Raw genomic sequence first — 15802 nt, forward strand, 5'->3', positions numbered from 1 at the left:
CGCACACATGGTCGGGATCGCGCACGCTGGGATAAACGATGCCACCCGGCCTCCCCCACGCTTTGCGCCTGAATGCCTAACCGGGCTGCCAGTCATCCAGCGCCAACAGCGCGGTGGGCGCCAACGCCCTACTCCACCAGGCGAAGCTCCAGCACGTTACGGATGCGCCCGCCGTCCCAGTCGTAGCCAAGGTGGCGCCCTTGCCACGTGGCGGACATGACCGGCGGGCGCAGCACCGCCGCGCATTCGCCACCGGGATCGCGCACGCTGGGATAAACGATGCCGTCCGATCTCGCCTCCCACGCCTTCCGGCCGAACGCTTGACCAGACTGCCAGTCGTCCGGCGCCAACAGCGCCGCGGCATCGCTCGCGCCGCGCAAGTCGTGAAGATCGCCGGCCAGATCGGCAAGATAGACGCGCTGCTGTAGCTGCATCGGCGGCTCATTGGAGTCACGCATGAAGCGTTCGGCGTGGTAACGGGTTTCGGCGATGGCGGTCGCTTCACTCAAGGCGCAGTAGTAGACCCCGAAGGCGCCATCGCTGAATCGCGAGCCCTGGCCATTGAAGTGGCAAAACGCCGCCATGACGGGCGTCCAACCAGGGCCATAGCGGCGATCTTCCGGCGCTACCAGGTGAATAGCGCCTGCCTGCTCGCGTAGTCGCGGTGAAGTCTCCCCCTCGAGCTGGCTCAACAGATCCCAGTCATCCGCGCCCGCGACACGCTCGAACAGGTCAATCGGCGGGAAGCGTGACGGCACGACGCGATAGCTCGGCCGCCATTCGACAGCCGTCATCGGGAAACTCATGCGTGCCCACCGCCGCGCACCGCATCGAGATGGCGGCGCACCTCGTACAGATCGGACACAAGACCACTACGCAGCCGATCCAACGGCGCCTGCCCGCCGAACAGTGCATTGCGGTTGGGCCGGCGCAGCCAGCTATCGGCGGCATCGGTTCTGGGCAGCAATATCTGCAAAGCCTTATAGATCCCCAGAATCAGCGACATGCGCTCTAGCTGGCTGACATCGAGCGCCGCTTTATCCGGCGTCTTGCGCCAGCGGCGATAGGTCGAATCCGTTGCGCCCAGCAACAGCGCCGCTTCCTGCTCCTTCAACTGCCAATCGCGCACGATATTGGGGTAGGTGCGCATAGCGGCTGCGCTCATATCCTGGCGCTGGTGACTTGTCATCTGGGCAATAGCCATAAAGCCTCTTTCTCCATTTGGCGGTTAAAGACAATTATCCGCCAAATGGCGCTTTATGTCACTGCGCCTCATTACCCCTCTTTCGCTCGCCAGAAGAAAAAGACTGGCAGACGATTGCGCACGCCAACGGTGTATTGGGCAAAGCCATCCCCTCCCAATCTCATACCCCCTATTACATACACGTGATTTTTAGTGGGAACACTGGGAACAGCGGGAACAAGGCTCAACCATGCGGGTTACAGCGTGGCCACACTGTTCCCAGCACCGGGAACAGTGGGAACAGAATCACGATTTCAGGCAGGAAAAAGCGGCCGTTCCCTATATTGTTCCCATGTGTTCCCAGTCTCACAATCAATACTGGGAACAAGGGAACCGCTCAACCATGCGGGTTACAGCGTGCTGTTCCCAGTGTTCCCACTGTTCCCAGTGTTTTTCAGGTTCCTGTGAAAAACGGTTTCGGCACCTTGAGCACCGCCGATCCCCCGTGGATCATCGCAAATCATAGGAATAGGCAAGCCCTTCACTTTCTGGCGAGCGAAAGGGGTTCATAGCTGGGTTACCGTGCGTGACGACTTCCGGCGACTGGCGATGACCGACGTGCCACGCAAAAAGCCCCGCACTGGGCGGGGCATATCACGTCGACGCGGGCTTGATCAGTGCGTGGCTTGAATCTCTGCCTTCAACTCTTGGATGCGTTTGGAACGCGCCATCGAACCACCGTAGACATTGCGACCGTCTTCACAGGGCAGCGGTGACAGGTCTTCCAGTGTCAGATCGGGGGCATTGGGATTGGCCGGGCGAAGGCTCCACACCATCTCACCGATCGCGGCGAATTGGCGTTGCCGAAGCTCGGCATTCACTTGCGTCGTATCCTCGCTGCTTAGATACGCTCTCGCCTGACTCGCGCTGACCATGCTGGCATCAATGTTGAAACGAAGCATGTAACCGGCGTCTTCAAACCGATCTCGCTCGATGCGATCGAACAGCGCCGGCAACGCCGCGTAAAGTGCCTTGGCTTCGTCGGTCGCGCACAGCGCCTCCACTGACTCTATCAGCGCCTGTTGGGTCAGCACGTCGTGGGCATGGGATCGCGCTTTCTGGAATTGCTCCCTGGCTACCTGAGTATGCAGGCGCAGCCACTCTACCTGCGGCTCCAATAGCTTGATCATGGCATCGGTCTGCTCGACCTCTAGCCGCCACTCACGTTCGACCTTCTGCTGTTCGCGAATCTCCTTGCTCTGCTTACCGAAGCCATCCAGAAAGCCCTTGCGCCAGCCCGTGCCCGCTTGCTGTGAATGCTGCTCGGCGGCTTCGCGCGTCTTACGCAGGCGTTGAAGCTCCTTGCTCGCCGGCTCCAGCCGCTCGCGTTCGGCCAGATACTCGGCGCGGGCCTGCTCGAGTCTTGCCTTGGCCTTTTCGGAGGTCAGTGCCTTGGCGGCGTCAGTTTGCGGGACGAAACTAAGCCGATCAGCGTTCAGTTTCGGTGTGGCTTTCTGTGGGGCAGCGGATGCACTCGCCTGGCTCTCGGCCGGCGGGGTCTGTGTGTCGGTCATGGCGGTGGTCTCTCCGGTCGGTTGGGTGCGGTCTTGGCTGTTCTCGATCGCGGTAGTCATGCGGGCTGGCTCCTGGTCGCGGTGGCGTCGGTCGTCGCCGGGGCAGCACTGCCGCCCGGCTGGTTTGGGATTGGGTCTGTCTCGGTCGTTACGGTTGGGACGGGCAAGGCGCTATCGGGTCGCATCAGGCCACCTCGCGCAGCGATTCGAGCTGCTCCGGGTCGATGACGTAGAAGCGGGACGATCCACCGCCCGGCAAGCGGTACTTCTTCTGGCGCCGGTCGCTATCCGTGCGCGTCATCACGCCGTTGGTTTCCAGCGTGCGGATGATTCGCCCAAGTCCGTAGCCATGCGCGGCCTCGACCAGCGCCGCCTGGTTGAACAGGAAGAAGCGCTTGCTGCCGTCAATTTGGTAGTAGCCCGCCCGGTGGCGGATGTTGGTGTTGGGCAGCGTGGCGGCGATGTCGGAAAAGCGGCTGTCGCCGTGCAGGGCGATAAAGTCGCCGATGGCCACCAGAATCTGCCGATCCTCCGCGTTGCCGTCGCCCACGTTGGCCAGCCACTCGCCGAAAAGCTGCCTGCAAGCCGTCACCGCGCTACCGGCTGGCCATGGCAACAGGCCGTAGTCGGCCGCCATCTCTCCGGCGAGCGCGATCACCGCGAAGCGATCCGCCACGCGACCTGCCTGCGGACTCGCGGCATCGAATTGGCCGCGGATCTCGGTGAAGCGCCGATGAAACAGATCGGAGTCAGGCTCCGCTACCAGCCGCTCGATGAAGGCCGGGCCAACGTGACCGAAGTGCTGCGAAGCGGCCGTGGTCAGGCGCCGGTGAAAGCCCGCGCCTCCCATGCCGTGCACGTCATCAAAGGCGCGATGCGTGCGGGTGCCGGCGTTCACGTCCACCATGCGCAGCTCCGCCCCGGCGTGGGCTGAATTGCCGGAGATCGCCGCGTGCTCGGAAAGCGAGCGCTCACCACTGGAAAGCGCCAGCAGTCGCCATGCGAGTTTCGGCCGCCCTTCCCGCTCGCGGGTCATGGTGCCCTTGCCGGTGCCGTTGGCGATGGCATAGGCCATCTCCTGCACGCGCTTGGGGTCGGCCCGCTTGATCTCGTCGAGAATCAGCACCGTGTCATTGCGCGATGACGCCTCGATCTCCACGCCACCCTTGGAGACATCCCAGGACGCGCCGAACACGCGGGGATTGCCGTAGACGGTCGCAGCCAGATCCTGCGCCAGCGACTTGCCGCTGGATGAATCGCCCACCAGGTGAACGCCACCACCGTTGACACCGACCTTGACCAGCAGCGGCCCGGCGAGTGCACAGCACACCGCCATGATCAACACGGGGTTGCCCTGACAGTAGTGGGCCAGCTCCGTTTGCCAGCCCTCGAGCGTGCCGCGCTGGGTGAACAGTTGAACGCCCTTGCCGCTGTCCTGAAAGCGCACGTCGGCATCGCCGATGATGTGATGGGGTAGCACGAAGGCGCCGCTGGCGTCGTGCCAACCGGGGCGCGTCGTGGTCGCCAGCACGCGCTCAAGGTTGTGGTGGCTTGCGATGTAGGCCGGCACATAACGCCGGTTGTGGTAATCGACCTCCAACCCGTGGCGCATGACCGCTTTCAACACCTCCTCACCCTTGCCGGCCAGCCCCTCCATGGGCATGACGTGTTCCACCACCCGGCCACGATGACGAAAGCGCAGCAAGCGCCCGATGCTGCCGTCTTCACTGTTGACGGTTTCGGCATCGACGTGCAGCGGCGCACAGACCCAGATATCGAACGGCTGGCCGGCGTCGTCGCCGCTGGAATGCTTGATGCCGTGGTACCAGGTGCCGGTGCGGAAGGTCTTGCCATCCGCGCTGATCGGCCCGTCATAGACCGCGAACGAAGGCCGCTCGACCTGCTCTACGCTGGGCGCCACGGGATCGCCGACCAGTGACAGATACGGCTGGGACTCACTCATGGCCACCTCCCGCGCTTACCAGTCCGGCATCGCCTCGGCTTGCACGACGTTTCCCGCCCACGGCCTGGCGGTTGGCATTGCGAAGATGAGCCTTGTGCCAGCGATACAGGTCGTTGAAGTCGGTCAGATCGTCCGGGCAGCCTTCTGGCCACTTCGGGAATAGCACCATTGCGCCCACGGCCAGCGCGGCATCGTTGGCCGCCTGCCTGCCGGGGTTGCCCGCCGTGGCGCGATCGTCGTCACCGGCAATCACCAGTTCCAGGGCATCATCGAATTGCGCCCGGATCGCCACGGCCACGGCATGCAGATTGCCGGCGTTCATCGCGCAAACCACCGGCACGCCGGTGAGCTGGTACAGCGTGGCGCCGGTGGCCCAACCTTCGCAGATAAACAGGCGATCGCCGGGTAGCGGCTCGCCGATCGGCGACCACGCACCCTGCACTTGGCCACCTTTGAGAAAGCGCTTCTCCCCGTTGGGCAGGATGTGTTGCAGGTTGACCAGCTCGCCGCCGGCGTAGAGCGGCACCAACAACGACCCGCGCCGGCACTGTCGCAGCCCGCAATGCGTCACGTCTCGGCTGACCAGGTAACTATGGCTACCTGACGCCGGGGGCGACTCCCGCCAAAACATGCGCGCCTGCCTCATCGCTGCCCGGCGCGCGCTCTCTTTCTCGGCTGCCCATTCGGCCTGGCGTGTCCGGTAGGCTTCCTCGTTCGCGGCACGCACCGCTTCGGCGGTGGCAGCAGGTGCCGGCGTTGCCGCCGACACGCCCTGAAAGATGCCCAGCCCCAGCCGCCGGTCGATCGCCATGGCGGCATCAACCTGGCGGCATCCACCGTGCAGGTAGCTGTAAAGCGAGACCAGATCGCCACCGTGGGCGCCGCTATCGGCAAAGTCGTTCCACTTGCCGCTGACCAGCGACACGCCGAACGAACCGCTTTCGCGGTCGCCGCGAACGACGTTTCGCGCCACCCACTCACTCCCTTGGCGAGCGCCTTCCGGCAGCCATTCACGGGTCAAGGTTTCGGCGTGGGCCAGTGACGCACGGGAAACCCGCTGGATCTTCACGATGGCGCTATTCATGGTCGCCTCCCATACGTTGGGAAGCGGCGGCGCGGCTATCGCTCGGGCGGTAGTCAGGCACCGCGACGCCAGTCTGGCGCTGCCGGTCGTTGCGCCGCGCTTCCATCAACAGGTCGCTGGCATCGCCCAGCAGCAGGCGAGACACCATCGCCACGCTGGCCAGATCCGAGTTCACCAGGTTGCCGCCGGGGCCATCCATCGTGGAAAGCGTGAACATCAGATCCTTGATCGCGTCGAGCCGCATCTCCGCGTTATCCAGCAACGTCTCGCGGTCGGCGCGCGGGTCGATCAGCAGGCACTCGGTTTCGGTCAGGCAGTTGGCTTGCTCGAGGCGCTTATCCATGACGCACCTCCTCGGCCAGCAGCGCGTCGAGATCTTCGAGCAGCTTGCGATGTTCGTCACGGGACAGCACGCCCAATTCGGCGGCCATCCGCGACAGCCCCATCAGGTATTGAAGCTGGTCGGGGCGGCGGTTGACGCGAAAACGGATCAGGTTCGCGCCGATGAGCGCGGTAGCGATTTGATCGAGGGTAATATCGGGTCGTGCGGACGCACTGGCGTGTTCTGCCATGGGACTAGCTCCTTGAGTATCTTCGGAGCCGCCAAAAATCCTTTCCACAAGATAGGTGGCGACTGTACGCGGGGTGGAAAACCGGCACTCAAGGAAACCGGCCGGGCCGAAGCCCGCCCACGCACAGCCGCCATAACGACGCTTTGCGGGCACAAAAAAAGCGCCTGCAAAGGTAGGGGCGCTGCTGCGCCTTGAGTAGTACGGGTTTCCACGCCCGGTCGCGGATTTTGCCGCGACACGGGCATCGTAAGCGGAACGCTCGGGCTCGCGCAAGCACTGTTCGACATGGGGTGCGCGAATGGCCAGCACCAATCCATGACAAAGCGGCGTGAATCCCTGCGTGACACTGGCCCGGCGTCTGGTAGACTCGTTCGCGCATTGAGTTTTTTTGAGAGCCCCGACAGCCCCACGCTGATCGGGGTTTTCGCGTTTTATAGGCACAAAGCCTCCCTATTCCCCTTGGCGTGAATGCCAAGCGGCGGTGATACGTTCGCGGTAATTGGGTCTGGCGTGGAGCGGCTTAGCAGTCCGTCTCGACTGCCGGGCCACGGCGCAGATCGCGCATCAGCACGGTGTTCGGATCGCGCGGCAGCGTATCGAGCGCGCTATCCCCCTGCCGTGACATCAGCACTGATACCCGCTGGCCATTGGCGCTGTGACGAATCACTTCACGCCCGGCGCGATTGACGGCTACGTTCAGCGCTTCATCCAGCGCCGGGATGTCCTGCTCGGTGAACTCGAGTGACTGACTGCCGATTTTCAGCGTGAAGTGTTTCATGCGTGTGCCCCCCTCGGTTTGCTTGCCAAAGTGCTGGATCTTGCGCCCGGCCAGTGTGCGGTTGCGCTCGGCCAGCTTGTCGGCAATCCAGCCATCTACTTCCTCTTCCAGCCACGCCACGCTGTGGCTGCCGATCGGTACCGGCGCCGGAAACGCCCCAAGGCGAATCTGGGCGTATATCGCCGATCGGCTCATGCCGGTCTTGCCTTCCACCTCCTGGCGTCGAAGCAGTCGGTTGCCGAGCTGGATTCGCTCGACGTGCCGGTAGCCTTCCCGCTGATCGCTCATGAGCGCTTCTCCTCGTGGGTTCGTTTTTCACTTTACCGAAGCCGTTCTGCCGATCGGAGCTCTATTCAGGCGTTCTTGAGTGCCTGAAAAGGTGTCGCGGCTCAGGACTCGTACAGCCTGCCCCGGCGCAATGAAGACTTCGAGCGGCTGGCGTTGTAGAACTCGGGTTCTACAACGAAATACAACATTGGATGCCGCTTTGGTCGCTGCCTTGGCCCAGATCAACATCCCAACATCGCCATGCGGGACCGAGACTCATTCGTGCATCTGCTTTGCACCGTGCGGCCTGACCGCTCAGGACAGGGGTAGCTTGCCGGGGTACGTAGAGGAGTTCGAGCGGCTGGCGTTGTAGAACTCGCGTTTTACAACGGAATACAACATTGGATGGGGCGGCGAGGCCATTTGTGGGTCAAAACAGCTTGATAGCGGGATGCCTGACCAATCAGAAGGAAGGAGCTGCACTCCTGCGACGCCCGTTTTGGACGCCAGTTAACGGCGCAGGACGGCGCAGGACGGCACGACCTGAGGCTATGCCAAGGAAGCGGGGGTACATGTCAGGTCAAGCAAAACGCCGCACGCTGGGCGTCATTGCGGCAGCGGCAAGCGCTCAGCTATCCAGCATCCAGAGAACGCGGCGTAGCAAACCTGACGTATCGGGCTGAATTACGAAAGGGATGGGTGGCCACTTGCCGCGATACAAACGCCCTGGCCGGTACTCATCCTCGTAAGCGGTCAAATCCACGCGCTGACGAGTGCCACATTCGTTGCTAGGGCAGTCCAGGTAGAACACTTTCCGATTTCTGCCAATGTGTCGACTGGATCTTACAAACATTCCGCGATCGCACTTGGGGCAGCGCTCGCCAAGGCCATAGGTATCACTGTTGAGGCGGCTATTTGTTGAATACAGCGCTGCGTGATTCGGCCGGGGAGCATGTGGTTTGTTTTGCGCACGCTTGGCAGAATCAGCCCCCTTTTTTCGATATCGCCGTAGCGGACTGACCTTGATTTTCAAACGAGCACGGAAATGGCAGCGATGAAATAGGCACATGACGATAGCCACACGCTGGCTGTCCGATATCCACCAGTGCCCACGCGTGATCATTGGTGCGCGACAGTAGGGACACCACGATCCGAAGCCGCGCATGTCAGCCCCTGACCTCGGAGCCGAAAAGCCGATCCGCCCACGCCTGCATCATCGCCGGACGCTGCTCGGGTGCCATGTGCTCGGCGTGGGTATAGACGCCCTGAATGCCTGGCAACTTGTGGGAAAGCTGCATCTCGATCCACTCGCCGGGATAGCCCAGCTCCTTGAGTCCAGTCGCGACACTATGGCGGGTGCCGTGGGGAACATGGCGACCTTCAAAACCCATGCGCTTGAGCGCCATGCCGAAGGCCATATCGGAAAGCGTTTTGCTGGCATCGTTGCGGCTGGGGAACAGGTGCGGGTAGTGGCCGGAAATCGGCTGCATCTGGCGAAGTACCGCCAACGCCTGGCGCGGCAGTGGCACACGGTGCGCCCTTCCCATCTTCATACGCTCGGCAGGAATCACCCACACCGCGCGCGTTAGGTCGAACTCTTGCCACTTCGCTTGGCGCAGCTCGCCGGGGCGAACGGCGGTCATCAACAATAGCTTGAGCCCCTGCTTCACCAGCACATTGCCGCCATAGGCGTCGATCGCCTGCACCAGTTCGGGCAGCTCTTCCGGCTCGAGGTGGGCCATGTGCTTTGACTTGCCACGCATCAGCGCCACGCCCAGATCGGCCAAGGGATTGCTGGCCGCCCGACCTGTCACCACGGCAAGCCGGTAGATGTCGCGGCAGAAGAAATGCACGCGACGCTTTTGCTCGTGCTTGCCCTGATCTTCCAGGCGGCGCAGCAGCCCCAGCCACTCCATCGGCGTTATCTCGTCCATGCCCCGATCGCCAACGAAGGGGAAAACATGATGCTCGAGCGCCGACCAGCTCATCTGCGTGCGCTTGGAAGATGCCTTCCACTGTTGCGCCTTGCCGGCGTGCCACTCGCGAGCGAGTGCGTGGAAGGTATGACCATCGGGGTTGGCCTGCTGCGCCTTCTCTTCGCGGCGCTGTTCGGCGGGGTCGATGCCATCGGCGAGCTGTCGGCGAACGTCAATCGCCAACTCTCGCGCCTTGGCGAGCGTGATGGTGGGGTAAGCCCCCAGGCTGATCATATTGCGACGCTTCGAGCCATCCGGGCGCATATAGCGCAAACGCCAGCCGCGGCTTCCGCTGGGGGAAATCCTGAGTTCGAGTCCCATGCCATCGGACAGGGTTATCACCTTGTCACCTGGCTTGGTTTTTTCGATCTTTCGGGCAGTTAGCGGCATCGTGGTATACCGACATAGTTCTAACAGTGGAATATGCCGAAAAGTATACCTTTCGTATGCCAGATTGGGGAGGAATAGTGAGGAACGGTCAGGACAGCTTTTCGCTAATTTTCTGCCGTTTTTCAGTGCTTTAGAGTAACGTTCAGGACTTGTCAGGAAGTGTAAGTGGCGCCCGAGGCAGGACTCGAACCTGCAACCCACGGCTTCGAAGGCCGTTGCTCTATCCAGTTGAGCCACTCGGGCGCACGGCGCAGACGATAACATTACCGGGGCCGTTTATGCGAGGCCGTCGGCGCTGGAAATGCACCGACGCTGGAAATGCACCGGCGCCGGAAATGCGGGGCGCCAGACGGAAGAGATCGGCGCCTTCATTGCTCCTACCCTGCCAGAAGCGGCCTCGCCGATGGGCGAGGCGTATCGGAAAGCGGCCATGGCAGCCGGATTCAGGAGAAAGCGGTACCGAAGGCGCGACGTTCGAGCAGGCGCTGCATGGCGGCGTTGGGCTTCTCGATCTTGTGATAGAAGCGGCTCGCGGCGTAGCTCTCGTTGAAGGCGTCGAAGTAGTCGTCGAGCACGTTGGCGGCGGAGACGTCGCCGGTATTGCGCAGCAGCTCGGCCGCGACCTCGGCGGTACAGAGATGCGAGGCGGAGGCCGGCTTGCGCAGCCGGTAGCGCGTCAGCCGGTCCGTGTGGAGCGGCAGCACCGGCAGGTTTTCCAGGTACGGGCTCTTGCGGAAGATCCGCCGCGCCTGACGCCAGGTGCCGTCGATCAGAATGAAGACAGGAATAAAGCCATCCTGCTTGGCGACGACCACGGCACGCTCGTCGACCACGCGATGCTGATAGTCCGGCTGGTCGTCGGGGAAGACCACGAACGGCACGTAGCGTCGATCCGCCAGCAGTTCGAGCAGGCGGGCCTCCGGCGCGGTGCGATACCAGGTGAAGGTCTGGGTCTGCGGCAGCACATCGGCGATCAGGCGCCCGGTATTGGTGGGCTTGTTGTGCTCGTAGGGGTGCGTCAGCAGCCAGACTCGGGCGTCGCTCGTCGCCGTCACACGGTACGGGCAGAGGCAGTTGAGCACCGGCAGGCGGCACCCGTCGCAGCGTTCGACGAAGCTGCCCCGCGCCTTGAATTCACGGCGCGGCGGGGTCGCGTCTCCGCCGGCCATGTCGCGCCGGGCGTCAGCATTCGGAAATTCGGTCTCGCTCGGCGACCAGGCTCTGGTCGTCAGTTCGGCATCATCACGCATGGATCGGCCCTCTCCGGCCTACGAAAAAGCGGGGCGCGCGCATTCTAGCACTCCGCCCCGCTTTCCTAGCCCCGGAATTAAGACAATATCTGTAGCAATCTCAGCGGCTGATGCTTTCGCTCGTTTCCGATGTGGCGCCACGCTCAGCGATGCCGCGCTGTTTCCAGTAACCCGCCAGCACGGAGCCGGAGACGTTGTGCCAGACCGAGAACAGCGCACCCGGCAGCGCGGCGCCGGCAGTGAAGAACTGGTTGGCGAGCGTGACCGCCAGGCCGGAATTCTGCAGGCCAACTTCGAAGGCGATGGTGCGCGCGGTGCGAATATCGAAGCCCAGCGCTCGGCTCAGCCAGTAGCCGGCGGCAAGGCCGATACCGTTGTGGGCGATGACGGCGATCGCCACGATCGGCCCCAGCGTTGCCAGGTTGCCGGCGTTGAGCGCGACCACGATGGCGATGATCAGCACGATGGCAGCCATGGCGAGCGTCGCCAGTGCCGGTTCGATCTTGCGGATGCGCGCGCCCAGCAGATGATGGACGATGACCCCCAGCGCGATCGGCGCGATGACCAGCTGCGCGATGCTCATCAGCATGCCGAGAACCGGCACGTCGATGCTCTGGCCGACCAGCAGCCAGGTGATGAACGGCGTGGCGACGACCGAGATCACGGTGGAAACCATGGTCATCGAGACCGACAGCGCGACGTGGCCGCCGGCAAGCCAGGTCATGACGTTGGAAGAGGTGCCGCCCGCCGTGGCGCCGACCAGGATCATCCCGGTGGTCAGCTCCGGGCTCAGCCCCAGCACGCGCGAAACCAGCAGCGCGGCGACCGGCATGATCAGAAACTGCAGGATGACACCGACGGCGATCGGCTTGGGCGCCTTGATCACGCGGGCGAAGTCTTCGCGGGTCAATGTCAGGCCCATGGCGAACATGATCACCACGAGCAGTGTCTTGATATCCCCCTTCAGCCCGACGAACAGCTGCGGCGCGAAGGCGGCGACGACGGCCAGCAAGACGGCCCAGACCGGGAACAACCGGTTGATGCGTTCAAACATGATGATGTGTCCTAGCGAGATAGTCTGGCTCGCCGACTGGCGAACCGGGGCCGCTCGAGCGGCTCTGTTGGGGTCGATCCGGAAACGGCAGCGGATCCGGCATCGACCGGGCGCGCTATTTTGCCGCAGCGCGTGCCGCGACTAAATAGGCAAAAAGGCAGGAAGCGCATCGGAGCGAAAATCCGGGCGGAAAAGCCAGACGGGAAAATCAGTCGGCGAAGCCGCCCTGCTCCCGCCAGCGCGCCACCAGATCCGGCACGCCACGGCTGGCCGGTTCGGCAATCGGGCTGACGCCCGGCGGCGCCAGATCGCGGGCGTGCGGGTCGACCAGCCAGCACGGCGCCTCGAACGGCGCCTGATCCAGCAGCAAGGCAGCAGGCATCACCGCCAGCGAGGTGCCGACGACCAGCAGCGCGTCGGCCCCGGCGACGATATCGCACGCCTCGGCATAGCGCGGCACGGCTTCGCCGAACCAGACCACGTCCGGGCGCAGCTGGCTGCCCTTGTCGCACAGATCGCCCAGGGCAATCCGGCCCCCGGTCGCGGGATCGCTCAACGGGTAGCGCAGGTTGGCATCGACCGAGGAACGCGCCAGCAGGATCTCGCCATGCAGATGCAGCACGTGACGCGAGCCGGCGCGTTCGTGCAGGTCGTCGATGTTCTGGGTGACCACGCTGACCCGAAACCCGGCGGCCTCGAGTTCGGCCAGCGCCAGATGCGCGGCGTTAGGCCGTGCCCGGCGGGTCTGCTCGCGGCGCTCGTCGTAGAAGCGCAGCACGGTTTCGGGGTCGCGCGCCCAGGCTTCCGGGGTGGCGACATCCTCGAGGCGGTGGTTTTCCCACAGGCCATCGCCATCGCGAAAGGTCTTGAGGCCGCTTTCGGCGCTGATGCCAGCGCCGGTCAGCACGACCAGATGCGGGGAACGGGTATCACTCATGGCGACAGGCTTCCTGATGTTCGCTGCTTCACTGTTTCCGAGGCTAGCATGCGTCGGACATCCGGGCACTCGGTCAGCCCCTTGAGATCGCCTTCGCCAGCCCCGACAATAGCGCCCTGTTCGTTTACCCAGGCCAGTGCCATGACCGTGCCGCTCACCCCAACCGAGCGCCTTGGGCCGCTGCCGGTGATCTACCGCGATGCCCGCCTGATCGCCGTCGCCAAGCCGCCCGGCATGCTGGTGCATCGTACGGCGCTGGCCCGCGGGGAAACCCGGTTCGTGATGCAGACGTTGCGCGATCAGATCGGCCAGCATGTCTTTCCGGTGCATCGCCTGGACCGCCCCACCGGCGGCGTGCTGCTGTTCGCGCTGGACAGCGACGCCGCCGCCGCGCTGACGCGGGCGTTCACCGAGCATCGGGTGAGCAAGCGCTATCTGGCCGTGGTTCGCGGCTGGGGGCCGGAGACGGTGAGTGTCGATGCGCCCCTGCGCGAGGAAGATGGCATCCGGCCCAAGGCGGAGATGCCCGCGCACCCGGCGCTGACCCACTTCCGGCGGCTGGCGACGGCGGAGATTCCGGTGGAGATCGATCGCTATCCGCAGTCGCGCTATTCGCTGATGGAAGCACGGCCGGAGACGGGCCGGCGCCATCAGATCCGGCGTCATCTGGCGCGCTGCGGCCACCCGATCATCGGTGATGCCAAGCACGGCAAGGGCGTTCACAATCGCTACTTCCGCGATCATCTGGACTGCCCGCACCTGCTGCTGTCGGCGGTGGCGCTGGAATTTCGCCACCCGTTCGAGGGCCGCCAGCTAAGACTGGAAGCGGCGTCCGACGATCACTTTTCCGCCCTGCTGGCCCGGTTCGGCTGGCAGAGGCATCTGACGCAGAATGGCGCCCACTGGATGACGCCCGCCACGAGCGCGGCCAGGGCCGAACCGATCGACGTCCTTTTATGATCGAGATCCCATGAGCAACGATAACCGCAACACCGACGACTACGATTTCCGCTTTGGCGGCATCCGGCGTCTCTACGGCACCCGCGCAGCCAACGCGTTCCGCCGCGCGCACGTCGTGGTGATCGGCGTGGGCGGCGTCGGCAGCTGGAGCGCCGAGGCGCTGGCGCGCTCCGGTATCGGCAAGCTGACCCTGATCGACCTGGACGATGTCTGCGTTTCCAACGTCAACCGTCAGCTTCACGCGCTGGACGGCCAGATCGGCAGGCCCAAGGTCGAGGTGCTGGCGGAGCGCTGCCGCGCCATCTGGCCGGGTATCGAGATTCACGCCGATGCAGCCTTCATCACGCCGACCAATCTGGCCGAGCGGATTCCGGCCGATGCCGATCACGTGATCGACGCCATCGACCACGTCGGCGCCAAGGCGGCGCTGATCCACTACTGCAACCGGCGCAAGCTGCCGATCACGGTAACCGGCGGCGCCGGCGGCCAGAGCGATCCGACCCGCGTGCGCGTGGCCGATCTCAGCCGCACCGAGCACGATCCGCTGCTGGCCAAGGTGCGCTCGAAGCTGCGCCGGGATCACGGCTTCTCGCGCAATCCCAAACGCCGCTTCGGCGTCGAGTGCGTCTACTCCGACGAGCAACTGGTCTACCCCGGCGACGATGGCGAGGTCTGCCTGCAGAAGCCGGCACCGGGCCAGGCCACGCGGCTCGACTGCGCTGCCGGTTTCGGTGCGGTGAGCGTGGTCACCGGCACCTTCGGTTTCGTCGCGGCCGGCCGTGTGCTGACCCGGCTCGCCGATAAAGCCAGACGCGCGGCAGACGAGTCACCGACATCGGCCGCCACCTCGGCGACGACGTCAACGACAACGACGTCAAAGACGACGACGCCGATAACATCAACGACAACGCCGGCCGCTACCCGGGAGACTTCCTCATGAGTGAACAGCACAAGCCCGTGCCGGGCATCTATCGCCACTACAAGGGTCAGCTCTACGAGGTGCTGGACGTGGCCCAGCACAGCGAAACCGAGGAGTGGCTGGTGGTCTATCGGGCGCTCTACGGCGACTACGGCTTGTGGGTGCGCCCGCTCGCCATGTTCTGCGAGCAGGTCAGCGTCAGCGACGAGCCGGTGGCCCGGTTTGCCCTGGAAAAGGCGTTCCGCTGAACGTCGTCTGCAAGATTACCGTTTCCTGCAAGAAAGATTTTACGGCTGATCGATTAACCGTATTCCCGTACAATTCGCTGCTTTCCAAACGACGGTCCGATAACCCCCTACCAAGGACCGGCGAACCATTTCCCACGGGAGGAAGCATGAGCGTACGCGTCGGCGTGATCATGGGCTCGAAGTCGGACTGGTCGACTCTCTGCCATACCGTCGAGACCCTGGAAAAGCTGGGTATCGAGCATGAAACCAGGGTGGTCTCCGCCCACCGCACGCCGGATCTGCTGTTCGAGTACGCCGAAACCTCCGCCGACCGGGGCCTGGAAGTGATCATCGCCGGTGCCGGCGGCGCCGCCCATCTGCCGGGCATGTGCGCCGCCAAGACGCGGCTGCCGGTGCTCGGCGTGCCGGTGAAGTCGAGCACCCTTTCCGGGGTCGATTCGCTGCTTTCCATCGTGCAGATGCCGGCCGGCATTCCCACCGCGACGCTGGCGATCGGCCGTGCCGGCGCGATCAACGCCGCCCTGCTCGCCGCCGCCATGCTGGCCAACCACGACGAGCGCATCCGCGAGGCGTTGGAAGCCTTCCGCGCCGAGCAGACGCAGCAGGTGCTCGACAATCCCGACCCTCGACCCGAAGACCAGGAGTGA

16 protein-coding genes and 1 tRNA gene are annotated in these 15802 nt (G+C 64.0%); 4 read left to right on the forward strand and 13 right to left on the reverse strand.

The genetic code is table 11. The features are described from left to right. Nucleotides 1–128 precede the first annotated feature (128 nt). The 13 genes from ACWHY3_RS13515 to ACWHY3_RS13575 all read right to left on the reverse strand — a co-directional run bounded on the left by ACWHY3_RS13515 (nucleotide 129) and on the right by ACWHY3_RS13575 (nucleotide 13028). Nucleotides 129–794 carry an RES family NAD+ phosphorylase gene (locus tag ACWHY3_RS13515; RefSeq protein WP_448126742.1) on the reverse strand — a complete coding sequence of 222 codons (666 nt, stop codon included), beginning with the start codon at nucleotides 792–794 and terminating at the stop codon, nucleotides 129–131. Between the two features lie 8 nt (nucleotides 795–802). Then, the gene (locus ACWHY3_RS13520; protein WP_448126743.1) at nucleotides 803–1165 is read right to left on the reverse strand and encodes an MbcA/ParS/Xre antitoxin family protein; all 363 of its coding nucleotides are present in this window, start codon (nucleotides 1163–1165) and stop codon (nucleotides 803–805) included. A 692-nt stretch (nucleotides 1166–1857) separates the two neighbouring features. Further along, a complete protein-coding gene (locus ACWHY3_RS13525) occupies nucleotides 1858–2817 on the reverse strand; it encodes a hypothetical protein (RefSeq protein ID WP_448126744.1) in 960 nt (319 codons plus the stop codon). Nucleotides 2818–2941: 124 nt separating this feature from the next. Then, nucleotides 2942–4720: a DUF927 domain-containing protein gene (locus ACWHY3_RS13530; protein WP_448126745.1), complete on the reverse strand. Its 1779-nt coding sequence runs from the start codon at nucleotides 4718–4720 to the stop codon at nucleotides 2942–2944. Further along, entirely contained in the window at nucleotides 4713–5804 is a 1092-nt protein-coding gene (locus tag ACWHY3_RS13535; protein ID WP_448126746.1) for a toprim domain-containing protein, read from the reverse strand. The genes ACWHY3_RS13530 and ACWHY3_RS13535 overlap by 8 nt, the downstream gene beginning before the upstream one ends. After that, nucleotides 5797–6147 carry a hypothetical protein gene (locus ACWHY3_RS13540; RefSeq protein ID WP_448126747.1) on the reverse strand — a complete coding sequence of 117 codons (351 nt, stop codon included), beginning with the start codon at nucleotides 6145–6147 and terminating at the stop codon, nucleotides 5797–5799. The genes ACWHY3_RS13535 and ACWHY3_RS13540 overlap by 8 nt, the downstream gene beginning before the upstream one ends. Continuing rightward, nucleotides 6140–6376: a hypothetical protein gene (locus tag ACWHY3_RS13545; protein WP_448126748.1), complete on the reverse strand. Its 237-nt coding sequence runs from the start codon at nucleotides 6374–6376 to the stop codon at nucleotides 6140–6142. The genes ACWHY3_RS13540 and ACWHY3_RS13545 overlap by 8 nt, the downstream gene beginning before the upstream one ends. A gap of 520 nt (nucleotides 6377–6896) precedes the next feature. After that, nucleotides 6897–7442: a helix-turn-helix transcriptional regulator gene (locus ACWHY3_RS13550; RefSeq protein ID WP_448126749.1), complete on the reverse strand. Its 546-nt coding sequence runs from the start codon at nucleotides 7440–7442 to the stop codon at nucleotides 6897–6899. A 1145-nt stretch (nucleotides 7443–8587) separates the two neighbouring features. Continuing rightward, entirely contained in the window at nucleotides 8588–9787 is a 1200-nt protein-coding gene (locus ACWHY3_RS13555) for a tyrosine-type recombinase/integrase (RefSeq protein ID WP_303856815.1), read from the reverse strand. 166 nt (nucleotides 9788–9953) lie between these two features. Further along, a tRNA-Arg gene (locus tag ACWHY3_RS13560) sits at nucleotides 9954–10030 on the reverse strand. A 200-nt stretch (nucleotides 10031–10230) separates the two neighbouring features. Further along, nucleotides 10231–10956 carry a tRNA-uridine aminocarboxypropyltransferase gene (locus ACWHY3_RS13565; RefSeq protein ID WP_071230010.1) on the reverse strand — a complete coding sequence of 242 codons (726 nt, stop codon included), beginning with the start codon at nucleotides 10954–10956 and terminating at the stop codon, nucleotides 10231–10233. Nucleotides 10957–11137: 181 nt separating this feature from the next. Further along, complete coding sequence (locus ACWHY3_RS13570; protein WP_448128165.1) at nucleotides 11138–12097, reverse strand: bile acid:sodium symporter family protein; 960 nt, start codon at nucleotides 12095–12097, stop codon at nucleotides 11138–11140. Between the two features lie 202 nt (nucleotides 12098–12299). Continuing rightward, on the reverse strand, nucleotides 12300–13028 hold the full coding sequence (locus ACWHY3_RS13575; RefSeq protein WP_071229952.1) for an SIR2 family NAD-dependent protein deacylase: 729 nt from the start codon (nucleotides 13026–13028) through the stop codon (nucleotides 12300–12302). A gap of 141 nt (nucleotides 13029–13169) precedes the next feature. On the opposite strand from ACWHY3_RS13575, the gene ACWHY3_RS13580 reads away from it, so the two are divergent. From ACWHY3_RS13580 to purE, 4 genes are all read left to right on the forward strand, one after another. After that, nucleotides 13170–13988: a pseudouridine synthase gene (locus ACWHY3_RS13580; RefSeq protein WP_448126750.1), complete on the forward strand. Its 819-nt coding sequence runs from the start codon at nucleotides 13170–13172 to the stop codon at nucleotides 13986–13988. A 10-nt stretch (nucleotides 13989–13998) separates the two neighbouring features. After that, nucleotides 13999–14928, forward strand: a complete 930-nt coding sequence (tcdA, locus tag ACWHY3_RS13585) for a tRNA cyclic N6-threonylcarbamoyladenosine(37) synthase TcdA (protein WP_448126751.1) — start codon at nucleotides 13999–14001, stop codon at nucleotides 14926–14928. Beyond that, complete coding sequence (locus tag ACWHY3_RS13590) at nucleotides 14925–15155, forward strand: DUF1653 domain-containing protein (RefSeq protein WP_071229954.1); 231 nt, start codon at nucleotides 14925–14927, stop codon at nucleotides 15153–15155. The genes tcdA and ACWHY3_RS13590 overlap by 4 nt, the downstream gene beginning before the upstream one ends. 146 nt (nucleotides 15156–15301) lie before the next feature. Further along, entirely contained in the window at nucleotides 15302–15802 is a 501-nt protein-coding gene (gene purE, locus ACWHY3_RS13595) for a 5-(carboxyamino)imidazole ribonucleotide mutase (protein ID WP_071229955.1), read from the forward strand.

Source organism: Salinicola sp. NYA28a (genome assembly GCF_976982775.1).